Annotated in this window: 18 protein-coding genes; 15 read left to right on the top strand and 3 right to left on the bottom strand. The window is 39.1% G+C overall.

The annotated features are described in order from the left end of the window. Positions 1-20: 20 nt before the first annotated feature. The 5 genes from IEE83_RS02535 (at position 21) to IEE83_RS02515 (ending at position 4037) form a co-directional block, all read left to right on the top strand. The gene (locus IEE83_RS02535) at positions 21-791 is read left to right on the top strand and encodes a 3-ketoacyl-ACP reductase (protein ID WP_194119056.1); all 771 of its coding nucleotides are present in this window, start codon (positions 21-23) and stop codon (positions 789-791) included. 139 nt (positions 792-930) lie between these two features. Next, positions 931-2172 (top strand): MFS transporter, encoded by a 1242-nt coding sequence (locus tag IEE83_RS02530; RefSeq protein WP_194119055.1) that lies wholly within the window; start codon positions 931-933, stop codon positions 2170-2172. A 412-nt stretch (positions 2173-2584) separates the two neighbouring features. Beyond that, complete coding sequence (locus IEE83_RS02525) at positions 2585-2968, top strand: T9SS type A sorting domain-containing protein (protein ID WP_194119054.1); 384 nt, start codon at positions 2585-2587, stop codon at positions 2966-2968. A 70-nt stretch (positions 2969-3038) separates the two neighbouring features. Continuing rightward, positions 3039-3422, top strand: a complete 384-nt coding sequence (locus IEE83_RS02520; RefSeq protein WP_194119053.1) for a T9SS type A sorting domain-containing protein — start codon at positions 3039-3041, stop codon at positions 3420-3422. Between the two features lie 231 nt (positions 3423-3653). Further along, entirely contained in the window at positions 3654-4037 is a 384-nt protein-coding gene (locus IEE83_RS02515) for a hypothetical protein (RefSeq protein ID WP_194119052.1), read from the top strand. A gap of 104 nt (positions 4038-4141) precedes the next feature. Here IEE83_RS02515 and IEE83_RS02510 read toward each other — a convergent pair whose 3' ends face one another. Beyond that, on the bottom strand, positions 4142-5086 hold the full coding sequence (locus tag IEE83_RS02510; protein ID WP_194119051.1) for a ring-cleaving dioxygenase: 945 nt from the start codon (positions 5084-5086) through the stop codon (positions 4142-4144). Between the two features lie 278 nt (positions 5087-5364). Between IEE83_RS02510 and IEE83_RS02505 the strand changes: the two genes are divergently transcribed. The 9 genes from IEE83_RS02505 to IEE83_RS02465 all read left to right on the top strand — a co-directional run bounded on the left by IEE83_RS02505 (position 5365) and on the right by IEE83_RS02465 (position 17371). After that, entirely contained in the window at positions 5365-6483 is a 1119-nt protein-coding gene (locus IEE83_RS02505; protein WP_194119050.1) for a Gfo/Idh/MocA family protein, read from the top strand. Positions 6484-6647: 164 nt separating this feature from the next. Next, positions 6648-7436 (top strand): DUF3050 domain-containing protein, encoded by a 789-nt coding sequence (locus IEE83_RS02500; protein ID WP_194119049.1) that lies wholly within the window; start codon positions 6648-6650, stop codon positions 7434-7436. 17 nt (positions 7437-7453) lie between these two features. Continuing rightward, entirely contained in the window at positions 7454-8422 is a 969-nt protein-coding gene (gene rlmF, locus IEE83_RS02495) for a 23S rRNA (adenine(1618)-N(6))-methyltransferase RlmF (protein ID WP_228101649.1), read from the top strand. Between the two features lie 438 nt (positions 8423-8860). Next, on the top strand, positions 8861-9781 hold the full coding sequence (locus tag IEE83_RS02490; protein WP_228101648.1) for an SMP-30/gluconolactonase/LRE family protein: 921 nt from the start codon (positions 8861-8863) through the stop codon (positions 9779-9781). A gap of 33 nt (positions 9782-9814) precedes the next feature. Then, positions 9815-11893, top strand: a complete 2079-nt coding sequence (locus IEE83_RS02485) for a M3 family metallopeptidase (protein WP_194119048.1) — start codon at positions 9815-9817, stop codon at positions 11891-11893. 171 nt (positions 11894-12064) lie between these two features. Next, positions 12065-14467, top strand: coding sequence for a TonB-dependent receptor (locus IEE83_RS02480; RefSeq protein WP_194119047.1), 2403 nt, complete (start codon positions 12065-12067; stop codon positions 14465-14467). A gap of 6 nt (positions 14468-14473) precedes the next feature. Next, positions 14474-15430 (top strand): DUF4249 domain-containing protein, encoded by a 957-nt coding sequence (locus IEE83_RS02475; RefSeq protein ID WP_194119046.1) that lies wholly within the window; start codon positions 14474-14476, stop codon positions 15428-15430. An 87-nt stretch (positions 15431-15517) separates the two neighbouring features. Beyond that, entirely contained in the window at positions 15518-16078 is a 561-nt protein-coding gene (locus IEE83_RS02470; protein ID WP_194119045.1) for a TetR/AcrR family transcriptional regulator, read from the top strand. 540 nt (positions 16079-16618) lie between these two features. Beyond that, on the top strand, positions 16619-17371 hold the full coding sequence (locus tag IEE83_RS02465) for a hypothetical protein (protein ID WP_194119044.1): 753 nt from the start codon (positions 16619-16621) through the stop codon (positions 17369-17371). 73 nt (positions 17372-17444) lie between these two features. Here the strand turns inward: IEE83_RS02465 and IEE83_RS02460 are convergent, their stop codons facing one another. After that, positions 17445-18035 carry a hypothetical protein gene (locus IEE83_RS02460; protein ID WP_194119043.1) on the bottom strand — a complete coding sequence of 197 codons (591 nt, stop codon included), beginning with the start codon at positions 18033-18035 and terminating at the stop codon, positions 17445-17447. Positions 18036-18077: 42 nt separating this feature from the next. Here IEE83_RS02460 and IEE83_RS02455 point away from each other — a divergent pair, with 42 nt between their 5' ends. Beyond that, the gene (locus tag IEE83_RS02455; protein WP_228101647.1) at positions 18078-18509 is read left to right on the top strand and encodes a ribosomal maturation YjgA family protein; all 432 of its coding nucleotides are present in this window, start codon (positions 18078-18080) and stop codon (positions 18507-18509) included. A gap of 87 nt (positions 18510-18596) precedes the next feature. Here IEE83_RS02455 and IEE83_RS02450 read toward each other — a convergent pair whose 3' ends face one another. Next, positions 18597-19610, bottom strand: coding sequence for a threonine aldolase family protein (locus IEE83_RS02450; protein ID WP_194119042.1), 1014 nt, complete (start codon positions 19608-19610; stop codon positions 18597-18599). Positions 19611-19746 lie beyond the last annotated feature (136 nt).

Raw genomic sequence — 19746 nt, 5'->3', positions numbered from 1 at the left:
ATAATCCAACCCGATATTTTATGAAAAAGACAGCACTTATAACCGGAGGAAGTCGCGGAATTGGTTTCGGAATTGCTAAATCGCTGGCAAAAGAAGGGTTCAATCTTGCCATTAACGGCGTTCGTGACGAAGAAAATGCAGCAGAAGCATTGGAAGAACTTCGCCAGCTCGGTGCAGAAGTACTTTATTGTCAGGGAAGTATTGCGATTGCGGAAGACCGTGAGAAAATCATCGCCAAGGCTTACGAGTTTTTTGGACCAATAAATTTGCTGGTCAATAATGCAGGAATTGCGCCGCGGGTTAGAATGGATTTGCTTGAAACGACTCCTGAAAATTATCAGGAAGTATTAACAACCAATCTGGAAGGACCATTTTTTTTCACCCAAAGTGTTGCAAAAAAAATGGCTCATGCTAAGCAGAATAATCATGTATTTGAAGCAACCATCATTTTTGTCACATCAATTTCCGCCACTGTGGTATCAACAAACCGTGGAGAATATTGTGTTTCAAAAGCCGGTCTGGCTATGACCAGCGCACTTTTTGCTGTTCGTATGGCAGAATATAATATTCCGGTTTTTGAAATTCGTCCAGGTGTAATTGCAACCGACATGACCGCCAAAGTTCAGGAGAAATATAATGGACTTTTTGAGAATGGAATGGCGCTGCAACCACGCTGGGGAACGCCAGATGACGTAGGAAAAGCCGTAGCATCGCTCACAAGAGGCGATTTCCCCTACTCTACCGGTCAGGTTATCGGCGTAGATGGCGGAATGCTGATAGACAGACTTTGATCAGTCGTTGGCTTTTAGCGGTTGGCTACTAGCTTTTCGGCTTGTTGATATATTATTCGTTCTTCCAGTTTTGCTTAATGACAGAATATTCTAATCATCCAGACTAATGCCTAACCGCTAAAAGCTAACCCTAAGTCCCATGTCAGCCATTCCGCAATCCCGTCCGTCTTTGTTATCGCAGCTTATGCAGGTGCCTGTTATTGTTGCTGCGCTTGGTTATCTGGTGGATATGTATGATCTGTTTTTATTCAGCGTAGTTCGTGTTCCGAGCCTTAAAGCGTTGAATGTGGCGGACGACCAGTTACTAACACAAGGTATTAAATTATTGAATTACCAAATGGCCGGTATGCTGATTGGGGGTGTTTTATGGGGAATCCTGGCAGATAAAAAAGGACGACTTTCAGTTCTTTTCGGGTCTATCATTATGTATTCATTGGCAAATATCAGCAATGGATTTGTCACGTCGGTTGATCAATATGCGATTTTACGTTTTATAGCTGGCGTAGGTCTGGCAGGGGAACTTGGTGCAGGCATTACGCTGGTTACGGAAGTCTTACCGAAAGAAGTTCGTGGATACGGAACAACGCTCGTGGCTACCTTAGGTGTAATGGGAGCCATTCTGGCCTATTTTGTAGCCGATTTATTTGCATGGAGAGTTTCTTATTTTGTCGGTGGCGGAATGGGACTGATACTTTTGGTACTGAGATTCAATGTTTTTGAATCAGGTATGTTTCAAAAAATAAAAGAAAAAAGTGTTGATCAGGGAAATATTCTGATGATTATCGGAAACGGTAAACGGTTTAGTAAGTATCTGATGGCGATTCTGGTTGGACTTCCAATCTGGTTTGTTGTTGGTATCTTAATTACATTTTCACCTGAATTTGGTCACGCCAAAGGAATTGTGGGCGTCAATGCGGGCAAGGCCGTCATGCTCGCTTTTTCGGGTCAGGTTTTTGGTGATATCGCCAGCGGATTATTTAGTCAGTATTTACAAAGCCGCAAAAAGGTGATTGGTTTATTTATCACGCTTTCACTTTGTATGATGATAACTTACCTCTTGATTCCTTTGCAGGATGCCTTTTCATTTTACATCGTTTGTGCGTTTTTGGGATTTTGTAATGGATACTGGACCTTATTCATTACCATAGCCGCCGAACTTTTCGGTACAAATTTACGCGCGACAGTAGCAACGACCGTTCCTAATTTTGTTCGTGGAGCTACAATTCCGCTGGCTGCTTTATTTGTTCAATTCAAACCCAATCTTGGCGTAATTAACAGTGGGCTCACTTTGGGTATTATTACCAGTATTATTGCGCTGATCGCATTGTACTTTTTGGAGGAAACATTTACAAAGGATATGAATTTTGTGGAGAAGGATTGAAATTGATTTATTTGTTTCCAATGATGTATCCATTTCAGCACCGAATCCATTTTCACAAACAAATTTGATTTTGCAGAATAAATTTCATTTTTCATTTCCAGGGAATAAATTCCCTGGCTACAATGTCGGCCGTGCCTACGGGCACTAGAAAATGCCGTAGGCATGGCCGATCTCATTGATCCAATAATTTTCCCACCAACTGATTTCCCTAATTCACATCTTTTCGACCCTTAGTTTTACAAAACCGCAATAACCTTCTTATTACCACATAATACTCATTTATTCCCCATACCACTTATCACTGAAAAGCATCCATTCGTGTACTTTGTTATACATAGTACCTGCCATCACCCTATCTTTGATTCATCAATAAGGGAAACAATTACTACAGAACATTCAAATATAAATAGCCATGAAAAACTCATTCAAAAATATCGCTCTTGCTTTCGCTTTTGTTACTTCTTTCACTTTCGCTGCTAACGCTGAAAATAAAGAAACTAAAAAAACTTCCAGCTTTGGAACCGGGGTTTACATCAACAAAGGAGGAAAAATCAATGTCTTGGTCGACAAAGCGGATGATAATGCTTCAACAACCATTCTTGTGAAAAATGAAAACGGAGACGTCGTTTACCGTGAAATTGTAGCCAAAGGAAATCAGAAATTCGGTCGCCAGTTAAATGTTACGGATCTTGAAGCTGGTAAATACCAAATCGATGTAACAAGCCAAAACGAAACACAAACCAAAACATTCCAATTGTCAGATCAAAAAACAGAACGTGCATTGACAATCAAATAAGTATCAGTAACGAATACCCTATTAGCCATTCATAAGAAAAATATTAGCCATAAATAAAAAAATCAAAGCCATGAAAACTTACATCAAAAATATCGCTGTTGCCTTTGCATTTGTTGCTTCTTTCGCTTTCTCTGCCCATGCAGATGATAAAGCAACTAAAAAATCTACCGGCTTCGGCACCGGAATTTATCCAACCAAAGGCGGAAAAATCAATGTGCTGGTTGACAAAGTAAATCAGGAAACACCAACTGTTTTGGTATTGAAAAACAGCTCCGGAGATATCGTTTACCGCGAAGTGATAGGCAAAGGAAACCAAAAATTCGGACGCGCTTTAAATCTGAATGATCTGGAAGCAGGAAAGTATGAAATCCAGGTGACCAGCAATGGAGAAACCCAGTCAAAATCACTTCAATTGACAGAACAAAAAACAGAACGTGTTTTGACAATTAATTAAATCAGAGCGTAATTAATCTATTAGCCAAAGTTAAAAAAACGGTTTCCGGGGACACGGAATCCGTTTTGCGTTTTACCCTTCCCAAATATTGCCGTTAAATCATTTCTTTCTTTAAGTACACATACTTTGTTGTCTGCCAGTGCAGCTGCTTCGACTAACATGATGAAAATGTCTGATTGAGCCTGGGAAAATTCAAGGACAAACATTTAATCCATCATAATCACATTAGCTATGAAAAAGATCACCAAAACAATTTTCGCTGCAATTTTACTTGTTGCGATTACCTGCATTTCCGCTTTTGCAGATGAAAAGGAAGCAAAAAAGCCTACTGGTTTCCAAACCGGGATTTACCGTTCCATCGATGGAAAGATCAATGTCTATGTTAATCGCATTAATAAATCATCACCAGCAATTATTTTATTGAGCGATGATAGCGGACAAATTTTCTATCGGGAAATTATCAGAAATAACTACACAAAATTTGGTCGTGCTCTAAACGTTGACCAGCTTGAAGATGGACATTACACGCTTAAAATAATGATAGGTAATGAAATCCTCTCAAAATCGGTTTTTATAGCGGAGCAAAAAGTACAACGTTCTCTCAAAATCGAATAAAATTTCTTGCCATTACGCATGCACTTCCCCAAGCTTTTATTAGCCATGTTCAAATAAAACGGCTTCCAGATTACCGGAAGCCGTTTTTTATTTATACTGTTATACTATTTACTTTCTGCAACGATGACTGGAAGTTCCGCCTCGATTTTCTCTCTTCTTGGTTCATACCATTCTGGTAATTTCAAGGAAGTACCTAATTCAGAAACACTTTCATCCACCGAAAATCCGGGAGGATTTGTTGCGATTTCAAATAAAATTCCACCAGGCTCGCGGTAATAAATACTGTGGAAATAATTACGGTCCAATACTTCGGTTGGATTATAACTTCCCGATAATAATTTCTCCCGAATTTCCAGCTGCGTTTCATCACTATCCGTCGCAAAGGCAACATGGTGTACAGAACCCGCACCTTGTAATGCCCGAATATCTTTTGGCGATTCAAGTACATCCACATAAGAACCCGGACCGCCGGCACCGGCTTCAAATCTGTAAATTCCATTTTCTTCAGCAACCAAACGATGCTGCATTATGTCTGTCAACAAAGAAACTGTTTTATCAATTTTATATTCATTCAGCGAAACTGTATAAGCTCCACGGATCGAATATTCGGTAGGAATTTTTCCATTATCCCAGCCCTTACGTTTGTCAATATCATTCGCAACTAGCTCTACGCCCATTCCGTCATAATCTTCAAAACGAAGATAAGTTTCATTAAATCGTCTGTAAGGCCCGGCGTATGGAATACCAAAATGCACCAACCGATCCATCCAGAAACTCAATGAAGCCGTGGGAATTGAAAAAGCAGAATAGGTCAACTGTCCGCCTCCTTTTCTTCCACGAACCAATCCGGCATAAGGAAAAAATGTAACAATGGATCCTGGTGAGCCGGTTTCATCACCATAATATAAATGGTATACATCCGGAGCGTCAAAATTGACGGTTTTTTTAACCATTTTCAAACCCAGAATTCCTACATAAAAATCTACATTTCTTTGTGCGTCGCTTGCCAATGCAGTGATATGGTGCAAGCCGTTAATTAGATTTTCCATATTTTTAAATTTACATGTTGTTACATTTAATGTATATACATGTAATTATTGAAATTGGTTCAACATTTTTCAAAATAATGGTCAAAAATCATTTGTTACAATTGCTGGAATCTCGAATCTCTTGTACATCTTATCGAATCGGGAATGAAGATTAAAAAATAAAATCTTCAAATCAATTTTATCGCCGCTGATAAATAAGGAGATAGGTCAAATCTTTTTCTTTTAAATGTGTCGGTGACATTTGATTTCAAACAATCTTTCTAAAATCTGTTTCGCACATGAATTCTCGTCGTGATTTCCTTCAAAAGGTTTCTCTTGGTATTGGCGTAACTGCACTGGCTGGTTTGCCGGCAACGGCGGCGGCTCCATCCGTTCCCCTGGTACGTGCTGAAAAGCAGCTCCGTGTTGCTATTATGGGTTTAGGCGGTTATGCCAATATCGTAGCCGATGCCATGCAAAAATGTACAATGGCGACACTCGTTGGTGTTGTTTCGGGCACACCATCCAAAATTGACACCTGGAAAAAGAAATACAATATCCCTGACAAAAATACTTACAACTATGAGACTGTCAGCGAATTAAAGAATAATCCGGACATTGATATTGTTTATGTAACAACGCCAAATTCACTGCATCACAAACATGTACTGCAAATCGCAGCGACCGGAAAACATGTTATTTGTGAAAAACCCGTTGCAGATAATGCCAAACAAACCCGTGAAATGATCGCAGCTTGTGAAAAAGCAGGTGTTAAATTTTACATCGGTTACCGTCTGCATTTTGAACCGCATACACGCGAACTCATCCGCATGCGTGAATCGGGTGAACTTGGAAAAATTATGCATGTCAATAATTACATGGGTTTCAAAAGCGGTGATCCTACGCAGTGGCGTTTGAAAAAGGCACTGGCTGGCGGTGGGGCTATGATGGATGTTGGTGTGTATGCATTAAATGGAGCACGATATTGTACAGGTGAAGAACCGATTTGGGTAACGGCTCAGGAAACAAAAACGGATCCGATAAAATTTAAAGAAGTAGATGAAACGATTACTTTTCAACTCGGATTTCCCAGCGGCGTGATTGCTAATTGCGGGACAACTTATAACTTCAATAATTTCGAAAGACTTTATGTTATTGGTGAAAAAGGATTTGTTGAACTCAGTCCGGCGTTTGGTTATGGACCGATAAAAGGAAGAACAAATGCAGGTCCAATGAACATGCCACCGCACGTTCCACACCAAACCTTACAAATGGATGGACTTGCCGATATTATTCTGAACAATAAACCTGATCCGCATATAACCGGACAGGAAGGATTAAAGGATATGATTGTTGTAGACGCTGTTTATGAATCGATCAGAAAAGGAGGACAGAAAATTTTTATTAATAAAGCATAATTGAAAATGCCCATGACTGATTGTCCGGGCATTTTTATTTTTAAAACATCTTGAATTTAATTCTTTCTTAAACGGAAAAAGCCTGAAATATAATGATCAGGAAACGGGATGCGTTACCTTTGCGGATTCATTCAGCATTCGAGTCGTATTTCAATTCATTTGTTATGTCAGATCATATTCAAAAATTACAAATAGCTATTGAGCCGCTAAGGCAGCAAATTATCAATCACAAAGTTTATTCTGCGATCACCGAGCTTGACGATTTAAGAATTTTCATGCAATATCACGTTTTTGCAGTTTGGGATTTCATGTCGCTTTTAAAGGCGCTTCAAAATAATCTTACCTGTACTTCTGTCCCCTGGTTTCCGGTTGGTTCGGCGGTGACAAGACATTTGATTAATGAAATTGTTGCAGGTGAAGAATCAGATATTGACCAAAATGGCGACTTGAAAAGTCATTATGAATTGTATCTTGAAGCGATGCAGCAAAGCGGCGCTGATACTTCTCAAATTGAAAAATTCATTGCCGAATTACGCATCAGTAATAATTTAAGTGCTTCTTTTGAAGTTTCAGACGCACCGCAAGCTGCTCAGGATTTTGTCAATTATACTTTCAAGATCATTAACAGCAAAAAGGATTATTTGCAGGCTGCAACATTCACTTTTGGAAGAGAAGACCTGATTCCAAATATGTTTCATTCCATCGTGAGCGATATCAGCAAAACTTTCCCGGAAGAAGTTTCCATTTTTAAATATTATCTGGAAAGACATATTGAAGTGGACGGCGATCATCACAGCAATCTTGCCTTACAAATGACTTCCAATCTTTGCGGCGATAACCAGACTTTCTGGAAAGAAGCAGAACAGGCAACGATTCAGTCTCTTCAAAAAAGAATTGATCTTTGGGATGCTGTTTATGAGCAGATTGCAAGTAAAAAAGCTGTATTAAGTTAATCTGATCTTCGTTTTCATTGGCTCAAAAATCAAAAAAAATTCATACCGAAAAAACCAGTCTGCACGAGCGAAACCTGCATAGGGAAAGGTATGATTTTAAAGCATTAATCGATAGTCACCGCGAATTATCGAAGTTTGTTTTTGTCAATCCCTTTGGAGACGAATCAATTGATTTTGCAAATCCTGATGCAGTCAAATCGCTTAACAAAGCGTTATTAAAACATTTTTACGGAATATTTTATTGGGATATTCCAGACGGTTATCTCTGTCCGCCTATTCCCGGGCGGGCAGATTACATTCATTATATTGCTGATTTACTGGCTTCTGTGAACGGAAATCAGTTTCCAGTCGGAAGAAGTATTAAAGTTCTTGATATTGGCGTCGGTGCCAATTGTGTTTATCCAATTGTCGGACACAGAGAATATGGATGGAGTTTCACAGGTTCAGATATTGATCCGGTTTCCATTGATTCAGCAACGCAAATCGTTGACAAAAATCCTTCGCTTGAAGGTGCGATAGATATTCGTTTACAAACTTCTTCCAAACACATTTTCAAAGGAATTATTCAGTCAGGAGAGATTTTTGACGCCACCATTTGCAATCCGCCCTTTCACGCCTCACTGGCAGAAGCACAAGCCGGAACCAAGCGAAAACTGACTAATCTCGGATTGAAAAAAGGGCCAAAACAGGTATTGAATTTTGGCGGACAAAATGCAGAATTATGGGTTGAAGGTGGTGAAGAAGTTTTTGTCAGACAAATGATCCGTGAGAGTGCAGAAATTTCTTCACAATGTTTCTGGTTTACGTCTCTTATTTCAAAAAAAACAACACTGCCAGGGGTTTATGCAGAATTGAAAAAGGTAAATGCGGTTGAGATAAAAACGGTTGAAATGGCACAAGGACAGAAAGTTAGCAGGTTTGTGGCATGGACATTTTTAGATAAGGAAATGCAGAAAAAATGGGTTAAAGAACGATTTCAGAGATAATATTTTTTTGAAATAATATCGTCCCAAAGCGGGTTATACCACCCTTTCAGGGTTTTGGTTGGTTGAGTGTAACGCATTTCTATAATAATGTCATCCCTTCGGGATTTTTGAAAGTCAAAAGTCTATGCATTTCAAGTAATGTTCTGTGACTTAAATTTCAAATCAATTAGAAAATTTAATGAATTCTTGATTTTGTTTAAATCAAACCCGAAAATCCAGGTATTGTATTTTGATAACTACATCCGCATTTTTCATCACCTACAATCCCGAAGGGATGAAATTATTACAGCAATACTAATGTTGATCCGGATGCTAAACCCTGAAAGGGTGGTATAAAAATTTCCATCCCCCCACGTTATCAACATTAAATTTCCAGTAAACTTTCCTTATGTATTAACTGCCATGATTTTGGTGGTTAACTATACATAATCCGTCCCCATGAAAAAATTCAGCATTTTCGCCTCTGCAATTACTTTGGCATTATCTTTTATTACACCGCATTCACTTTCTGCCCAAATCATGGATAAAAATTCAATTATTGCACCCCGAGCCCAGGTTGAAAAATTGGGTGACGGCTATAAATTCACCGAAGGTCCGGTTGCTGATGCACATGGAAACGTCTTTTTCACAGATCAGCCTAATAATAAAATTATCCGCTGGGATGCTGAAACCGGCGCATTCAGTACCTTTTCAGATAATTCTGGCCGAGCAAATGGTATGTATTTTGACAAAAAAGGAAACCTTGTCGCCTGTTCCGATGAAGAGAACCAGGTTTGGTCTTTTGATAAAAAAGGAAAAGCTACCGTGCTTGTTAAAGATTATGATGGAAAACTTTTGAATGGTCCAAACGATCTCTGGATCGATCCCAAAGGTGGTATTTATATGACAGATCCGCTCTATCCAAGAGATTACTGGAAACGAGATCCAAAAATGCAGCAGGACGGAGAACATGTTTATTATCTTTCTCCCGACGGGAAAAAACTGGTTCGGGTTGATGATCAGCTTAAAAAGCCCAACGGAATTATTGGAACTGCCGACGGGAAAAAATTATATGTAGCAGATATTGGTGCAGGAAAAACATACTTGTACGATATCAACAAAGATGGATCGTTATCAAACAAAACCTTGTTTGTATCAAAAGGATCCGACGGGATGATTCTTGACAATGAAGGAAATTTATACATTACCGGAAATGGTGTAACTGTTTTTAATAACAAAGGAGAAGAAATCGCTCATTTCCCGGTTCATAAAGGCTGGACAGCCAATTTATGTTTTGGTGGAAAAAATCGCGATTTGCTTTTTATTACAGCAGAGACCGCCGTTTATGGAATTAAAATGAGAGTAAAAGGAATAAAATAGAATTTAAATCAGACGATAACCCACACAACAAATATGATTTTGGAAAATAACAGCACAGATACTTTAACTGAAATAAATCCATTATTATCAGCATATAACACGCCGTTCCAAGTTCCACCATTCGACAAAGTAAGACCTGAGCATTTTATGCCGGCGTTTGAGGAAGGTATGAAACAGAATGAAAAAAGTATTCTTGAAATAACGAATCAGGATAGTGCTCCTACTTTTGAAAATACAATAGAAAGACTGGAAACCGCTGATAAATTGTTAACCAAAATCAGCAGCGTATTTTTCAATCTGGCTTCGGCAAATACTTCGCCTGAAATTGAGAAAATTTCTCAGGTTATCGCTCCAAGATTATCACAACACAGCGATGACATTTTTTTGAATGCGGATTTATTCAAAAGAGTAAAAACTTTGAATGATCAGCAAGACAACCTTGACCTGACGCAGGAGCAAAAGCGTTTATTGGAAAAAACATATAAGGCATTTGTCAGAAGCGGCGCCAATCTGGATGCTGAACAGCAAATCAGAATGCGGGAAATCAATAAGCAGCTTTCCATTTCAACGGTACAGTTTGGACAAAACCTGTTAGCAGAAACCAACAAATTTGAACTTTTGGTGGATAATGAAAACGATCTTGCAGGACTACCTTCATCGCTTATTGCTTCTGCTGCACATTCAGCGCTGGAATCAGGGCATGAAGGAAAATGGAGATTTACACTTCACAATCCGAGCGTGATGCCTTTTTTACAATATGCTGAAAACCGTCAGCTGCGTGAGCAAATGTATAAGGCATATATCAACCGCTGCAATCATAACGATGAGCTCGATAATAAAGAAATTGTCTCCAACATTTCAGCTTTACGCGCCGAACGTGCACAATTGCTTGGTTATAAAACTCATGCGGACTTTGTTCTGGAAGAAAGCATGGCCAAAACACCCGATCAGGTTTATGAATTACTGGACGGATTGTGGAAATCTGCTTTGCCGGTAGCTAAAAATGAAGCCCTTGAAATGCAGAAAGTCATGAACAAGGAAGGCAATGGCGGCGAACTGGAAGCCTGGGACTGGGCATATTACGCAGATAAGGTACGCAAGGAAAAATACAATTATAACGCAGAAGAATTGCGCCCGTACTTCCAGCTGGAAAAGGTTCGGGATGGCATATTTTATGTTTGCCAAAAACTTTACGGTCTGACTTTTAATGAAATTCTGGATATTCCGAAGTATCATCCTGATGTAATCGCTTATGAAGTTAAAGAAGCTGACGGGACACATGTTGGCATTTTTTATATGGATTTTTATTCAAGAAATTCAAAAAGAGGCGGCGCATGGATGACTTCATATCGTAAACAATCAGCATTAATAACGCCAGTCTCCCCTATTGTTGCCAATGTGTGTAATTTTCCAAAACCTACGGGAAGTGAGCCTGTACTGCTAACGCCTGATGAAGTGGAAACATTTTTCCATGAATTTGGTCATGCCTTGCACGGATTATTATCGCAGGTTAAGTATGAAACACTTTCCGGCACATCCGTTCCGCGCGATTTTGTTGAACTTCCTTCCCAGATTATGGAACATTGGGCTTTTGAGCCGGAGGTACTGAATTTCTATGCAAAACATTATCAAACCGAAGAAGTTATCCCGGTGGAATTGATTGAAAAAATGGAAAAAGCATCGAAATTCAATCAGGGATTTGGTACGGTTGAATACCTGGCTGCATCCTTTCTGGATCTGAGTTACCATACACTCTCTGCGGGAGAAAAAGTGGATACTACTTCTTTTGAAAAGGAAAAAATGGAAGATCTTGGTTTGATCAGGCAAATTGCGCCGAGATACCGCAGCACTTATTTCCAGCATATTTTTTCTGGTGGTTATTCTGCCGGTTATTATAGTTACATATGGTCGGAAGTTTTAGATAGCGATGCTTTTGCCGCATTTAAGGAAAAAGGAAACATTTTCGACCAGGAAATGGCCACTTCTTTCCGGAAAAATATTCTTTCCAAAGGCGGTACCGAAGAACCGATGACTTTGTATAAAGCTTTCCGTGGCAGAGAACCGGAAGTTAAATATTTACTGGAAAACCGCGGCCTTAACAAGGCCTCATAAGTTTATCACAAACAATAATTACCAGGGTGCAGACTTAAACTTCTGCACCTTTTTTGTTGTATTTTTTCCCTGATTACAGATTGCTCCGGCATTTAAAATACCATTTTCACTATTTTAAAATTATACTATATTCACCAATAGGACGTTACAAAATGAATCATATCTCTACCTATGCGTATAATTTGTACTTTAATTTTCCTTCTGGTATCATTCATCGTTAACGCACAGGAACGAGTTACAATCAGCGGATTCGTGAGAGAAAAGGGAAGCCAGGAATCGCTGCCAGGTGTGAATGTATACATTCCGGATACACCATTTGGCGCAGTTACGAATACCTATGGGTTTTATTCGCTCACAATTCCTCCAATGGATTCCGCCAGGATTATTTATTCGTTTGTTGGTTATGAAAATGTTGAAAAAAAAGTCCTCCTAAATAAAAACCTGGAAATTAATGTTCTCCTTGAAACGATAAATCAGCTTGAAGAAGTTGTCGTTTCAGCTCGTCGGGAAGAAGATTATATCAGCCATTCGGCTCAGATGAGCCAGATAGAAATTCCTATTTCCCAAATCAAAAAGATTCCTGCTTTTTTTGGAGAAAAGGATGTTTTGAAAGTTCTTCAACTAATGCCTGGTGTTCAGAAAGGTACAGAAGGGCAAACAGGTTTGTATGTTCGCGGCGGCGGGCCTGATCAAAACCTGATCATTCTGGACGATGCGGTTGTTTATAATGCCAATCACCTTTTTGGCTTTTTCTCCATTTTCAATAGTGATGCGCTTAAAAGCGTGGAGCTTACCAAAGGTGGATTTCCTGCACGCTATGGCGGCAGGCTTTCATCGGTTTTGGAAATGAATATGAAAGAAGGGAATAAAGAAGCTTTGCATGGAGAAGGTGGAATCGGCATTATTTCATCACGACTAACGCTGGAAGGACCTATTTCAAAAGGGAAATCATCCTTTTTAATTTCTGGCAGAAGAACTTATATTGATTTTCTGGCAAAACCACTCATCGCCCGCAGTCAGCGCGGAGAAACCGAGCAGGTAAAACCTGGCTATTATTTTTATGATCTTAATGCAAAAATAAATTACGATCTAGGGCAGAAAGATAAAGTGTACCTCAGCGGATATTTCGGTCACGATAAATTTTACGCAAATCAAACTGATCCAAATAATGAGTCCCGCGCAGGGCTTGACTGGGGAAACAGAACGGCGACCTTACGCTGGAATCATTTGCTGAATCAAAAATTGTTTGTAAACACCTCATTTATTTACAGCAACTTTGAATTTGGTGTCAGCAATTATGATAAAGATATTAATACCGACGGCACCGTACGGGATGAGTATAGTTTGAAATATACATCACAAATTCGTGACTGGGGTATAAAAACCGATCTTGATTTTTATCCTTCACCAAAACATGCCGTAAAATTTGGAGCTCAGGCCACTTTTCACAGGTTTGTTCCTTCCGCCCTTGCTATTGCAGGTTCTCTGATTGACGCTTCCCTGGAAAGATCTGTCACGCCGGTTAATACATTGGAAGCCGGAATTTATGTTGAAGATACCTGGCAGGCAACTGATGCTTTAAAAATGAATGCAGGTTTTCGGGTTAGTTCTTTCCAGACAAAATCAAAAACCTACATCAGACCAGAACCACGTTTTTCGGGTGCATTACGCTTAGCTCAGGATTTCTCGCTGAAAGCTTCTTATGCTCAAATGAACCAGTATGTTCATTTACTTTCCAATACCGGGTTAGGTTTACCAACGGATTTATGGGTACCCACAACGGACCGGGTAGCACCACAGCAATCGAAACAAGTTGCGATTGGTTTGGCAAAAGATCTGGAAAAACCTGCTGTGACACTTACGCTGGAAGGTTATTACAAAAAAATGAACCACATTCTGAACTACAAAGAAGGAGCTTCTTTTTTGAGTGTGAGTGGAGAAAATGCCAATGAACTCAGTTGGGAAGATAACGTGACTGCCGGAAAGGGATGGTCATATGGTGCTGAATTTCTGGTTCACAAAAAAGCCGGAAGATTTTCAGGATGGATTGGCTACACATTATCCTGGACCAAATGGCAATTTCCCGAACTGAATTTTGGAAAAACATTTTACCCCCGTTATGACCGTCGACATGATTTATCCGTGGTCGGGATTTATGAATTGAACCCACGAATCACCATGTCTGCAACCTGGGTTTATGGCACGGGAAATGCTTTGACGCTGCCACTCGCCAGTTATACAGGAGTTACCGATAATATTTTCAGTCGCACGGTAGCAAGCGGAAGTAAGCCAACCGTTACGTGGAGTGGCGATCAGGTGAATGAATACGGAGCCAAAAACAGTTTTCGGGCAGAGGCTTTTCACAGGCTGGATCTTGCTATACAATTTCATAAGAAAAAGAAAACGCATGAGCGCACCTGGGAATTTGGGTTGTATAATGCTTACAACAGAAGAAATCCTTTTTTCTATGATATTTCAGAAGAAACGCTGGCAAATGGCAATAAGAAAACGTCGTTAAAACGTTACTCGCTGTTTCCAGTTCTGCCATCCATAAGTTATAATTTTAAGTTTTAAGAAATCATGAAAATCAATTTTTTCCTATTTCTGATTATCATCACAGCACTTTTTTCCTGTGATACCCTTGTGACGGATGTGTCTCCGGATGATGTGCAGGGAATAAGTTCCAAACTTGTAGTCCAATCATTTATTTCACCGCAAGCCAGCAGGATTTATGTTGTTGTTACGGAATCCATTCCGCTATTCGGAGAATCCAACTCAGAAAATTCGGTTATCAAAAATGCCATTGTCAAAATATCAGGCGGGGGAAAAGAAGTCATTTTACCTTATGACTCCGCAAGTCAGCTATATAGTATCGAAAAGGCCGCTTTTCCCATTGTTGCATCTCAAACCTACAAGCTGTCTGTTTCAGATCCTACACGTTCTGTGGACGCCACTTGCGCGGTTCCAGCCAATCAGGTGACGATAAAATCTTATGTTATTGACACAGCCTATATAACCAGACGAAACGGGCGTCCTGATACTGCACTTACCGTAAATGCTGTTTGGCAGGATATAGCTGGAGAAGCTAATTTTTACAGAGTTCGTGCCAATATGGATGTGGAATATTCTATCCTGGAAGGAACCAGTCCGGATAATTTTCAGGAAAAACGTGTCAGAAACAGATTCAGCTTTAATTGGAATGATGACAGCGGCAGAAATGAGTTTCAAAGTGATGTAAATCTGGATGGAACTTCGTTCACATCTCCGCTTGGCAGAAGTTTCCTCCCCACTACTCTTTTGTACACTTCGGCAGACGGCACCAAATATTATGCAAAACAAAAACCACGGTTGATTGCCCTCGTTATAGAAGTTAATAATACAGAAAAGTCATATTACGATTATCACAAATCGCTCAAACTGGCTGATCAGTCGGATAATCCTTTTTCTGAACCTTCCCTGGTTTACAATAATATCAATGGCGGATTAGGCTGTTTTGCGGCTTACAACAACAAGCAAATCATTTATCGGCCCAAATAAATCGTTGATCAATTCGTATACTTTTTTTATATTGATTAGCTTTATCGTATCAAACAGACAACTTTGTTTATTATTCACAACCCGATTATGAAACATCATCCGGTCTTACCAAAGGAACGTATTTTGGAGACAGCACTCAAGCTGTTTCATGAGCAGGGATATAATACCACGGGAATCAACCAGATCATCAGTGAGGCCGGGGTGGCCAAGGCAAGTCTATATCTACATTTCAAATCAAAAGAAGATTTAGGAGTTGAATATTTAAAAGCGCGTCATGCCATCTGGTATGAGCAGCTTTTGTCATTTACTAATGAATCAAAAAAGGAAAAAAAGAAAATACTGGCAACGTTTGATTTTTTGATTGATATCAATGAAAAAGAAAATTTCCGCGGATGCAGTTTTCTGAATATGCTTTCTGAGATTCAGCCGGATGAATCCAAATTATTGGCTGTAATTCAGGATTATAAACAAGAGCTAAGAAATTTTTTTGCGGACACTATGGAAAATCCAAAGGATAATTTAAGTGATACGGTTTATCTATTGTTCGAGGCTGCCATGCAGGAAAGTCAATTATTTAAAAGTCAGTGGCCGGTTGAAAAAGCGAAGAAAATAGTTTCTGATTTATATAAGCTTAAATATTTTAAGTGAAGTTTTTCTCTCCTGTTTTATGTTACACATTCTTCTTTACTGAGGTTAAAGTGCCTCATTTTGTTTTTAACAAAACCGAACACCACATTCTGCATCAGGATCAGTACAAAATATTTTATTTTTTTGAAAAATCTGTATATCAATTCCTTGATAAAACTGACACGACATTTTGTCTTAACCTGCATCGGAAAGCAGACTGATTTTAGAGATACTTCCAGTTTGAAAAAATTTACGGCATAGTTTTTTAGCTTGTTCATTAGAAAAGCGAATATTAATTCTCTTTCAATAGCACGTTGTCAAATTGCAATACTTCATCCTGAAAATAAAAATTATTTAAAGCATAATCTCAACAGATTACACTTCTTCATCAAATTAACGTGGATGTTGTTACTCCAGAAATGGCTAACAACATCCTTTTTTATGAAATGTGGACAACAACGTATATATGTTGGTCAAACATGCATAGTTTTTACATATCCGGTGCTTTAAGCTATCATCGAGTTTATGCTAATGTTATGAAACGAAACTATTTAACCCCTGATGAAATCTCTACCATTCTTAATCCCGTCCATTTTGCTGTCTGTCATATTTTTAACAGGATGCAAAAAGGAAAGTGAAAGTAATTATACCGGTTTGAGCGGAAAATTTGTCAACGAAACTTTCCTTAAACAAGCAGCTGATTCCATTCCTGGTTTGATTCCGGTATATTGTTATGAACTCAATTTCACCAGTAAAGACAGTGTAGATATTTTATATGGTTTTGAGCAATCCAGACTTGCTTATAAAAAAGATGGTAAAAAATATTTACTCGTTCATGCTCTTCAGGAAAAAGATATGTCTTTTACCGTTAATGACGATAAAACGATAACACTTGTAGATAGTGCATGGAATGGAGTAACACGCAACTCTACTTTTAAAGAATCAACACTTTCAACAGAACAGAAATGGGATTTTGAAAATTATCTCAATCAGCAGATGATTGCAGGAGAATATGCTCTCTTCAAAGCAGATAAACAAGCTGAAAAAAAAGTAAACTTTAACGCAGATGGTTCCGTAACAGGACTGGAAAATTTTAAGCGTTATAATCTCTGTTACAGCGGAGATTGCGTAGGCGAAATATATCCCATCTCCAACAGTATCACTTTTAGTAACGAGAAAAAGGAAGTATTCACTTATGCTTTCAAAACCGATAAAACCAGAAAAAAGCTTGGCATTTATCAGATTGAAGGACCCGTTAAGGATATCAAAGGAGAAAGAGCAATCAAAGAATTAGCTTTTGATTTGAGAAGATAAAATATTTGAAAAGAATTTTAAAAGGAAAAAGCCACCTCTTTTGAAGTGGCTTTACCTCATTTGAACCTTATATTTACAAAGAAGAACCTACAAGTTTTAGGATACTTCCAAGAGAACTGCTTGAAGCCGTTGCTGCCAATTTTCCTGCTAATCCTTTTTTATCCAAATTGCCGGCCGCTTTTGTAGCCTCTCCCAATACACCGCTTAACTCGTTTTGAGTACCTGAACCTAATATTGAGGAGCCGGCTTTGATCAAACCAAGGCTGCTGGTTACGCTTGATGCTTTTCCTAACAAACCAGAATCTCCTTTTCCTAAAAGGCTGCTTATTCTGTTTGCGCCAACCAGCATTTTCACTGCGCTAACGGCCTTTCCTAAAACGCCACTTTGTAATTTCCCTGTTGACGCCAGAGGAATCAGGGATTTTAAATCTCCTACTTTGCTCAAAAGTTTGTCTTTCAAATCTCCGCCAGAACTTTTTGCCTCCGTTTCCAATGCCGTTGTTCCGGCTGTTAAAGCTTCTGCTGTTCCGGCTGTATCTCCTTTTGCGGAAAGTGTAACTGCTTTATCAAGCTGTGCTTCTGCCGATAATGCCTGGGCAAATGATGCGGTAACCGAGAAGGCTACTAAAAATAAAGTAACTAATGATAAAATGTAATTCTTCATAACTTGTGTTTATTAATGTGATGAACTTGTGACGGAATACTATTGAAAAAGACACTCAATTCCAGCGAAAAAAAAGATTTAATTTTCAACCAAAACAAAAGAAACCGGACTGCCTACTTTCTTCTGACAATACTGATGATTTCTTTTGGACTTCTGTCAAGAAAAATAGCATACCAGTTACCTGAGTTCATTAATCTGTATCTCGGCGACTCACTTTGGGCATTGATGATTTTCCTGATGACAGGTTTTATTCTCAATAAGGTCTCAACCTTTCAGGCAATGATTATTGCCATTTCTTTTTGTTATCTGATTGAACTAAGCCAGTTATACCATGCCGATTGGATTGATAATATTAGAAGTACCACACTAGGTGGGCTTGTTCTTGGATATGGTTTTTTATGGAGTGATATTCTGGCTTATTCTATTGGCGTTGGATTTGGAGCAATATTTGAAAAACTGGTATTGAAGCCTTAACGATCGAAATTCATTATCCGCGAAATTCTTTCCGCCGTTATCATATGGATTGTGGCGATGGCACTCATTTGACATTATTAAGCTGAGTTACAATAACCGCTTTCTCATTTCTTCAAGATGGGCGTCGGTGAAATCAAGATGTGTTACAAAACGAACCAGGTTTTTGCCAAAAGTCACAGCCAGTATTCCTGATTTTGCAAGTTCCCGAACATAGTCAGGTGCTGAAATATTTGCTGATAAACGGATAATTACAATATTGGTATCAACAGGATAAATTTCTTCAACTTCGGATTTGTTAACAAAAATATCCCGGATAGAACGTGCACGAATATGATCTTCATTCAAGCGATCCACATGATTATCAAGCGCGTGCATTCCGGCTGCTGCTAAAAATCCCGCTTGTCGCCAGCCTCCGCCCATTACTTTTCGGAAGCGTTTTGCTTTGGTAATTACTTCTTTTGTTCCAAGTAAAAGTGAGCCGACCGGACAGCCAAGTCCTTTGGAAAGACAAATGCTGATACTATCAAACACCTGTCCGTACTGCTTCGGACTTTCACCAGTTTCAATTAAAGCATTAAAAAGTCTGGCACCATCAAGATGAAAAGCCAGTCCGTGTTTATCGCAAACCTTCTTGATGGCTGCAATTTCTTTAAAATCATAGTAACTACCACCACCTTTATTCATCGTATTTTCCAAGGAAACCATCCGGCTTACGGTCGCGTGAATATCACCTTCTGGACTTATTGCATCTATTACCTGCGAAGCATTTATTCTACCTCTGTCGCCATCAAGCAACTTTACAGAAGAAAAAGAATTGAGCATAATACCGCCGCCTTCGTAAAGATAAATATGGGAAAGTTTGTCACAAATAACATCGCTTCCCGGCTGCGTGTGTGCACGAATTGCCAGTTGATTTGTCATTGTTCCGGAAGCACAAAACAACGCTGCTTCCATTCCAAATAAATTGGCAGCCTTGTCCTGCAATGCATTTACAGTCGGATCGTCGCCCATAACATCATCTCCGACCGGAGCTGACCACATGGCTTCCTGCATTTCTTTGGTTGGTCGGGTAACGGTATCGCTGCGAAGATCTATTGTCATTTTAAATTCCAAAAACTAAAAGTAATTCAATATAAAGCTTGTAACTGCAAGACTTATTTCAATGATTTCGCTGAATATAGGAAATCAATCTGGTAAAATAATTTCCTTCACGAACAGAATTATTTGTTATTTCGAG

Origin of the sequence: Dyadobacter subterraneus (assembly GCF_015221875.1) — a bacterium.
GTDB classification, from domain to species: Bacteria; Bacteroidota; Bacteroidia; order Cytophagales; family Spirosomataceae; genus Dyadobacter; species Dyadobacter subterraneus.
Note: the sequence above shows the minus strand (reverse complement) of the source record. Positions and strands in the feature narration are given on the sequence as shown.